We start from the raw sequence: 8,683 nt of genomic DNA on the forward strand, positions 1-8,683 counted from the left end.
TTATGCAATCACTCAAATCTTTGGGTGCACACACCACATATCCCACTCATTATGACCCATCGCTTTTGGAAACTTTTGAAAATAAACACCCTGATGTAGAGTATTTCGTGAAATTTAACTGCCCAGAATTTACCTCGTTGTGTCCTATCACAGGACAACCGGATTTTGCAACGATTTATATAGGCTATATCCCCCAATCCAAAATGGTAGAATCCAAATCTCTTAAGTTGTATTTATTTTCGTTTCGTAATCATGGAGGGTTTCACGAGGATTGCATTAATGTAATAGCCAAGGATCTCATCGCTCTTATGGATCCAAGGTATCTCGAAGTGTGGGGTAAATTTACGCCACGCGGTGGCATCAGTATCGATCCCTATGTCAACTATGGCAAAATTGGGACCAAATATGAGCAAATGGCACAACACCGCTTACTAAACCACGATCTCTATCCTGAAAAGATAGATAATTGCTAACATTAATGTGGCATTTCATAAATCATCATTTGGAATCTTTGTGCGATACCCATAGCTCTTGCTAAAATATCTTGCGCAATCGCAGGTTCATAGACTTTGTGCAGTGAATCTTCAAATAGCTTCAACCAATCATTAAAAAATTCTCGTGGAAATGGTGGCAACTCAAGGTGCTTTTTGAGTGGTTGCCCATCAAACACCATCTCGCCTAACAACATTTGTCGCCAAAATCTTCCGATATGTTCTTTGTGTGCTTCCCAACGCTCATCAGATTCTGTAATTTTGGCATTAAAAATAGGTCCTAAATTTTCGTGATAACGCACTTTGGCATAAAAAATATCCATAAGCTTTGCGATGGATTCGTGTGTGATTTGCGTGTGTAACATACAAACTCCTTGTATTTTTGATGAAACTATAAAGAGCAAGTATTAACAAACTAATTAAAAAGTTTCAAAAAAAATTACCAAAATTTAAAATTTGTTTCTCTATGTTGTGTAAAATCGACCTCGCAAACTTAAAAATATGGGGATAAATTAAGTTTGTGTATGATTAGTGTTTCCCCGAGATTCCCTCCAATCTCATAACGCTAATGTTTGTAACATTAAGCACCGCTCAATTCCAATGACCCCTCCTCCGTTGGGCGGTGCGCCCTTTCTCAATATTCCCTATACTCATTATCATTCTATCTTTGGAATCTATAGGCTAGATTGTCAATCGTGGATTGCGCTTTTTGGCGATAGAATCTATAGTCAGAGAATCTGTGCCAAGAAAATCTGTGGGGATAAGTCTAGCGTTGTTTGTAGGGGTTTGGTGGTGGCGATGAGTGCAAATCTCATTTGTTAAAATTCTACTTTGTGATAGCGTGGCTTTTGCCTAGCCAAAGGCTAGTTTGGCACTATGGAGTTTTTGCGTGCGGTTTTTTGGAGAGAGAAAAGCACTAAAAACATAGAAATTGTGTAAGCTAGTGTTATAAAATTTAAAAAAGGATCTGTTATTTCTAGCGTATCTGTAAAAAGCTTACCTATTAGAGGGTTTAGGATTGCAATCTTGTATCCTATAGCAATAAATACCGTCATATAAGCAATAATAACAATCAAACATCGCACAATCGCAGAATCCAGAAAGACTAATGAAAAATACATGAAAAAAAAGAGAAAGAAACCTGTAATATTAAAAAAGCTCGGCAAAAGGCTTGATGGCGTTAACTTAAATAATGTCGCAACCAATACATAAAAAATTATAATTACTACAAGTGGCACTATAAGCATTAGGATAAAATATCTCACATTCTTTAATAGAGCTTTTATAGAAAGCAATATCCACGGCAATATATCTTTAAAAATTTTCCATACTGAAACAATCAGATATAGCACAAGCAATAAGAGTATCACGATTTTTACATCAATAGCTACATGCTCTGGAATAAACTTTGCAAATATATCTACAAAATCTATCTTTTGTAAGATATCAGAGGATGGTGCTTTGTTTTCCAAAAAATTAAAACCGCACAACAGCAAACATCCAACATACAAAGCCACCAAAAGCACAAGATTATTAAAACATCTCAAAAAATCCGTGTGATGATCACAGAGATTGCGATAGAATCTTAAAAGCAAAAAGTCTATAAACTCTTTAAAGGGTTTCATATTTTTTCTTATGCCTTCATTATCGTATGCTTTGGTGCCTCGTTTACGCACACTTTCTCTTAGCTCGATTTCTTTGCAATAGAGTTCGAATCTATGGAATTCTGAAGCGTCTAGTAAATTATTATCTTTTATCAAAGTACTTTTAAAGATTCTAAACGAATCCCTAAAGTCGTTTGCAAAATTATCTAAGGGCTTTTTATCATGCTTGTTATATTCTATATGCTCTTGCTTGATTTTCTCTTTTAGGCTTTCAAAGCCAAAATCAAGATTTGTATTTACTGCATTAAGGCTTCCCTTAAACCGAACTTGTGAAAAATTAGGGGGTTGTTGAAATGTTGCTCCGTAAAAACTCACATCATCATTGAATTTGCTTCCCTCAAAGCTAACATAATTAAAGGTAGTCTCTTCGAAATTAGCAAACTTATTAAAGACACTCGAGTCAAAGTAACACTTTGACTCAAACACACAATTAAATATTACTACAATATCAAAGTAAAAATTAAATATCAAAACATCTTTTTTAAAGGTGCAGTTTAGAAAGGATATGGGTTGTTTTATTGGCAAAGATAATCCTCTTGTGTCTCTTATTTCGCAATTAAAAATACAATTTTTAAAACATAAAGGCTGTGCATATCCAAATTGATAAATCCCCAAAGAATCAATGGTAATGTTTTTAATCTCAAAATAATTTCTTAATTGATTCCAAGTAACATTTGTTGGTTGTGTATTAAAGAATTCGCACAATGTTTGTATATTGTTGCTAATCTGTTCTAGGTCAAATGCTTGGCTAGATTCTTTCATTTTATTTTCCCTCTATGATTTTTATTTCATCATCGGTTAGGTGGTAGAGTTTATAGACTAGAGAATCTATGTGAGATTCTAGCTCTTTGGTGTCTGTGGTAGGGTCTTTGGCTTTGGATTCTAAGATTTGCTCTACTAGGCTTATTATCTCATCGCTTAAGGCTTTGTTTGTAGAATCTATTTTGGGAATAGGAAGTTTTTCTAAAAATTGTTTTTTATATCTAAAGCCATTTTCTCCAAGTCCTCCACCTGCATAAAAAGTCTTAAAAACAAAAGTTGCACATTTAGAGTTTAATATTGCTAAAAGATAATATAAATTTTCACCTGTCAAGATAAAGCTTGTCGCTTCTGCATAGAATCTATTCTGATTATATTTATCGCTATCTAAATAAAATTGTGCGTCACGGACAATCTCGCTATACACAATCTTTTCTTTTTCAAATTCCTCGTGATAAGCGATGTTGTCTTGCGTTTCAAACCATTTATTGCTTGTTTTCTTTCTGCACCCTTTTTCTCCGCTTTGGTCGATTCTTGGGCGGAAAGATTCTAAATATGTTTTTAATGCGGGATAATCATCTATATCTAGCTTTAGACTTGGAAAAGTGCATATAAGCCACAATCCCGCCCATTCATAGCCATAGCGTTTGATGTCTCTACCGCGTAGCATTTTTTTGATGAGTTTGCTTGTGCATTCTCTCTCGCTTTTATCCTTGCAGTTGTTTAGAATCTCCTCTCTTTTTGCACTATCTATGATAAAGGCTTCATTGTAGCCTGTTTTGATTCCATAGTTTATAGAGATGTCCCATTCTTTTAGTGGTGTGCCAAGGCTTTCTATCTTTGCCTTTAGGGCTTGATTTGCTTGGTCTTGGAATATAAAAGAATCTTTACTTAAACTACTTTGGTGTATGGGCTGTGTGTGTAGCTCATCTGTATCTAGGCTAGGCTGTGTAGGTGCTAGGTAGTCAAAGCTAGATTCTGGGCTTGGCGGTGTCTTTGCAAAAGTGATGATACTTGTATCCACGGTGGCAGAATCAAAGATTTTTAAGCCATTTAGGTCAATGTAGTGTAGAATCTGTGTGTTTGCTAGGATAAATGCTCTCAAAGGTTCGCCATAGCCTGCACGCGTGTATTTGTTGCTCGTGATAAAAGATAGGAGTGCCTTTGGCTTTAGAATCTTATATCCTTGCTCAAAAAAGTAGGTGTAAATATCGCTCGTGCCTTTGTAGATACTAAAGGCTTTTTGGAGATGTGGCTTTAGGTGCTTTATCTCTTCTTGTCTTATATAAGGTGGGTTGCCGATGACTACATCAAAACCCAAAAAATCGCCATTATTATCTAGCACTTCTGGGAATGCAAACCGCCATTCAAAGGTGTTTGTATCGTGCGTGAGATTTTCATATTCTTGCATAGAATCTATAAGGGTTATAAGCTCTTTTTCTACAAAACCTTTTGGTTCTTTGGGTATTTCTAGAATCTTATGGAAATTAAAGGCGATTATATATTCATTTAGAGTTGTTTTCAAGGCAGAATCTAAGCTTTTACCTTGTAAAGTAGCATTATCAATACCATTGTAGCCATAGCATTGCAGGTAACTAGATAAGGTATTTTTGAAATCTTGGTAAGCCTTACTTGTTTTGTGAAATATAGAGACAATAAACTTTTGTGTATCTTGGATTTGTCGCTTATGGAGTGATTTTAGTTCAGCATTTGTCTCATTTTTGTAAGCATTTACGGCATCTTTATAAGATTGTATGGTGTTTGGGAGCTTATTTTGTATATCATTGATTGTGGATAAAATCTCGTTTGCAAATTCTAGGGTGGCATTACTATTTAGTCTATTTTTTAAATCTTTTTCTAGGCTTTCTTTTGTCATATCTAGGGCTATATTACTTACAAGGCTATTACCACATTTTATGTTGATGTCTATGTTTGGGAGGGTTTGGAGGGTGTTTGTGTTTTTGCCATTTTCGAAAATATAGTAGCTGTATTTAAGTAGCTCTATCCAAAGTCTTAGCTTTGTGATCTCACAAGAATTGTGGTTTATATCCACGCCAAAAAGGCAGGATTCTATAAGTGTGCGTTTGTTGTGGAATAGTGCCTTTTGGATCCTATGAGATTCTATATTTTCGTGGCTTGGGGTTTGGTAAATGTGTGGGTTGCCTGTAAAATCTTGTAGCACAATCTCATCGTTTTCTAGGCGTAGTTGTATGTCTTTTAGGCGTTGAAAGTTTTCATCACAAAGGATTTGTAGGTGGAATTTTAGCTCTATCATAGCATTTAGCATAGAAACGAGGAAATGTCCGCTTCCCACCGCTGGATCGCACACTCTTATAGAGTTAAAAATCTCATTTGCTTCTTTGTAGCCATCTTTAGAATCTGTGAGCTTATCTAGCCTTAGCTTTAGAGATTCTAGGTCTTTACAATCCCATTTTTTGGCGGTGTTAAACTTATCTATAACGACTTTTTGTAACGACTCTTTGCACATATAGTTTGTAATAAAGCTAGGCGTGTAAAAACTGCCCTCTTTGTAGCCATTTAGCTTTTCAAAAACTAGCCCTAATATAGCAGCGTTGATAAGTTTGTCGTGATTTATTTTGACATTGTCTTGTATGTCTTTTGGGGTGGTGGTGAAGTCATAGGCGTTTAGGAAGTCAAAGAGGTATTCTAAAAGCGGTAGGGGCTTTTTGGTGTCTTTGAGGATTGATTTTTTATAAAGTGCTAATGGCTTTGAATCTAAAAGCTTGATTTCTTTGCCTTGCTTTTCTAGCTCGGTTTTGTCAAAAAGACTTGAGTTAAGGTAGGGGATAGAATCTAGCTCTTTTGGTATGCTTTTGCGGATATTTTCTCTAAGTGCGAGAATCTCAAAAAAGAGTGTGTTTAGCTTGGCAAAGTTTTCTATCACGCTTGAATCCAAAAAGGGTTTTGGGATATGTTTGAAGCTTAGTAGCATAGATTCTAAAAGCCTTAGGAATAAAAGGCGGTTATTCCATGTAATGATAAGCTCAAATATGCTCTCAAAATCTCGCACACAATCTAGCCCTAAATTTTCTCTTATTGCGTAGCTTAGGGTGTTTGGCGTGTCGCTAAGCTTGATGAGTTTGTTGGCGCCATCTTTTGTTTCTTCTAATCCCAAAATATAGAGTAACTCTTCATAAAAACTTTGGTTTAGCACATTGCTATCGATGTGGGTTTTGTAGCCAAGTAGTATATGTGGGCTAAAGGCTTGATATAGCAAGGCAAGATCGGTGTTTTTAATCCCAAAATGTGTAAAAGTCATCTCTACATCAAGTGCGCTTAGGATTTCTTGGGCTTTTTCATAGAATTTTTTTGTGCTTGTGTCGTTGCCTTGCTTTTGATCGACATTTTTATAGGCTTTTTGCAACTCTTTGCTTTGAGAGAGCTTCATAAACTCTTTGGCACTGATGAGATAAAAAGATTCTATGTTGCAAAGGAGGATACATTTAAGATTATTATTTCCCTCATTTTGTTCTCTCATATAATACAACAGGGCTTCATACAAGGCTTTGGAATCTAGCGATTGAGTATTTTTGGGGAATTCGCTTTTGTTGGCTATGGATTTGACTTCAAAAAATGTCTTGACTTCATCATCTTCGTATATGGCAAGATCGATTTTGTGTTTTGTGTTGATTTTTGGGTAGCTAAATGCTTGTTTGAGAAAATCTGCAATAAGGTTTTTTTGAAATTCCTCACTCTCGTTTGTGTCTTGTGCGGTGTGTTTGTGGCATTGGTCTAAAAAATGATCTAAGTGTTCTTTGAATGTGTCAAGAGATTGTGTCGTAGGGTTTGGTAATGTGTATGTGTGTAAAAATTCTTGCAATGGTTTATAAATGTAGTGCATACGCCTCCTTTGTGGTATGTAATGTGTAGCTTAGTATATCTGCATAGTTGTGCAATGCAAACTACCATGCCATTTGATGAGGGTCTTTGCAAGGACTCCTATTATGCGATGATGTGGTAGTACCTCTTGAAGAATCTGTAGGGCTTTTTTGTCATTTTTTTTGTCTCCATACATTGGCACCAGTAGCCCACCATTGACAAACAAAAAGTTTGCATAACTCGCAGGTAGGCGTTCTTTTTTGTGATATATGGGTTTAGGAAATGGTAATGCGATAAGCTTAAATGGCTTATCCTCTAAATCTCTAAAACTTTGTAATTCCCTCTCCATTGCACACAATGCCTCATAATGCACATCGTTTTTGTCCTCACATCGTATATATGCAATCGTGTGCTTATCGATAAATCGTGCCAACATATCGATATGGCTATCGGTATCATCGCCAAGTAAAAAGCCATTTTCTACCCATAGAAGCTTTTTTAGCCCAAGTGTGCGTAAAAGGATAGATTCTAATTCTTGCTTGTTTAGGTGTGGGTTGCGATTTTTTTCTAAAAGGCAAGTGGTTGTAGTGAGTGCGATACCAGCACCATTGCTATCGATACTCCCACCCTCTAAGATAAGTCCTTGTGTGTGGAGATTCTCAAAAACGCCCATTGCAGAAAGTGTGGTGTTTATGGCGTTGTCATAGTTGGCAGCAAACTTTAATCCCCAGCCATTAAAACCAAAATTTAGCAAAATGTTTTGATTGTTTTGGCGTATCGTAAGTGGGGCAAAATCTCGCGCCCACACATCATTGCTTCGCACATGAAGGATTTGTAATGTCCCATTTTTGACTTCTTTTTTACACGATGAAAGCACGAATTTTTTTGCATCTTTGTCGCGTGGATCTATGCACACCCATACAGATTCAAACTCTGCTATGCGTTTGATAAATGTAATCATACATTCTTGAGCTTCCCTAAGCATAGGCTTCCAATCACTTTTTTTATGTGGGAATCCCACAAGCACGGACTTTTGCTTTTCCCATTCTGCACGCAACATACCACCTCCTTGCAATGTAATGTCTCAATTATAGTCTTTTATTTTTTAAAACCTAAACAAATGCTATAATCACGCCTCTTTTGTGGAAATTTTGTAAAGGAGTGCGTTAGTATGATTTTAAGCATAGAATCTAGTTGTGATGATAGCTCTTTGGCGATCACACGCTTTGCAGATCATAAGCTCCTCTTTCACACAAAGCTTTCTCAAGATTCACATCATAGCCCATTTGGTGGTGTAGTGCCAGAAATCGCCTCACGCTTACATGCGCAAAACCTTCCTATACTTTTAGAAAAAATAAAAGACTTCTTGTGTGCGACATATGATACACACACGCCATTTGCACTACTCAAAGCTATCGCTATTGCCAATCGCCCAGGACTTAGTGTAACGCTTAGTGAGGGTATGTGTATGGCAAATGCCCTAGCCCTAAGCCTTAAGATCCCGCTACTTTGCCTTAATCATCTCAAGGGACATATTTATTCGCTTTTTATCGACAAACCTACACAGATTGGCGATGGATTAGGTGTGTTGCTTGTTTCGGGCGGACACACACAAATTTTGCATATGCGAGATTATCATCATATCACGCTTGTAGCACAAAGTCTTGATGATAGTTTTGGGGAAAGTTTTGATAAGGTGGCAAAAATGCTTTCTTTGGGCTATCCGGGGGGACCTATCGTGGAATCTTATGCAAAGAATTATGGTGGCACACTCCTGCCTATGCCTATACCACTTTTGCACGATAAGCGACTTGCTTATAGCTTTTCGGGGCTTAAAAATGCGGTGCGTTTGGAGATAGCAAGGGCACAAGATACTCTCTCAAAAGAACAAATATGTGCAAGCTTTCAAGAAGCTGCTTGCACGCATAT

7 protein-coding genes are annotated in these 8,683 nt (G+C 36.7%); 3 read left to right on the forward strand and 4 right to left on the reverse strand.

Annotated features, from left to right (window positions below; all coding sequences use genetic code 11):
• Window positions 1-2: 2 nt before the first annotated feature.
• Window positions 3-473, forward strand: coding sequence for a preQ(1) synthase (gene queF / locus C6H22_RS04220; RefSeq protein WP_104694094.1), 471 nt, complete (start codon window positions 3-5; stop codon window positions 471-473).
• 2 nt (window positions 474-475) lie between these two features.
• Here the strand turns inward: queF and C6H22_RS04225 are convergent, their stop codons facing one another.
• Window positions 476-856 carry a group III truncated hemoglobin gene (locus tag C6H22_RS04225; RefSeq protein WP_104694095.1) on the reverse strand — a complete coding sequence of 127 codons (381 nt, stop codon included), beginning with the start codon at window positions 854-856 and terminating at the stop codon, window positions 476-478.
• 235 nt (window positions 857-1,091) lie between these two features.
• Here C6H22_RS04225 and C6H22_RS08625 point away from each other — a divergent pair, with 235 nt between their 5' ends.
• Window positions 1,092-1,313, forward strand: coding sequence for a hypothetical protein (locus C6H22_RS08625; protein WP_158654616.1), 222 nt, complete (start codon window positions 1,092-1,094; stop codon window positions 1,311-1,313).
• A 41-nt stretch (window positions 1,314-1,354) separates the two neighbouring features.
• Here the strand turns inward: C6H22_RS08625 and C6H22_RS04230 are convergent, their stop codons facing one another.
• From C6H22_RS04230 to C6H22_RS04240, 3 genes are read right to left on the reverse strand one after another with little or no spacing between them, the layout of a single operon-like run.
• On the reverse strand, window positions 1,355-2,917 hold the full coding sequence (locus C6H22_RS04230) for a pentapeptide repeat-containing protein (RefSeq protein WP_104694096.1): 1,563 nt from the start codon (window positions 2,915-2,917) through the stop codon (window positions 1,355-1,357).
• 1 nt (window position 2,918) lies between these two features.
• Complete coding sequence (locus C6H22_RS04235; protein WP_104694097.1) at window positions 2,919-6,776, reverse strand: type IIG restriction enzyme/methyltransferase; 3,858 nt, start codon at window positions 6,774-6,776, stop codon at window positions 2,919-2,921.
• A 30-nt stretch (window positions 6,777-6,806) separates the two neighbouring features.
• A complete protein-coding gene (locus C6H22_RS04240; protein ID WP_104694098.1) occupies window positions 6,807-7,814 on the reverse strand; it encodes an agmatine deiminase family protein in 1,008 nt (335 codons plus the stop codon).
• A gap of 111 nt (window positions 7,815-7,925) precedes the next feature.
• Between C6H22_RS04240 and tsaD the strand changes: the two genes are divergently transcribed.
• Window positions 7,926-8,683: tRNA (adenosine(37)-N6)-threonylcarbamoyltransferase complex transferase subunit TsaD (tsaD, locus tag C6H22_RS04245; protein WP_104694099.1), on the forward strand; the 758-nt coding region annotated here is incomplete at its 3' end.

It is taken from the genome of Helicobacter equorum, from assembly GCF_900198655.1.
Lineage (GTDB): Bacteria > Campylobacterota > Campylobacteria > Campylobacterales > Helicobacteraceae > Helicobacter_F > Helicobacter_F equorum.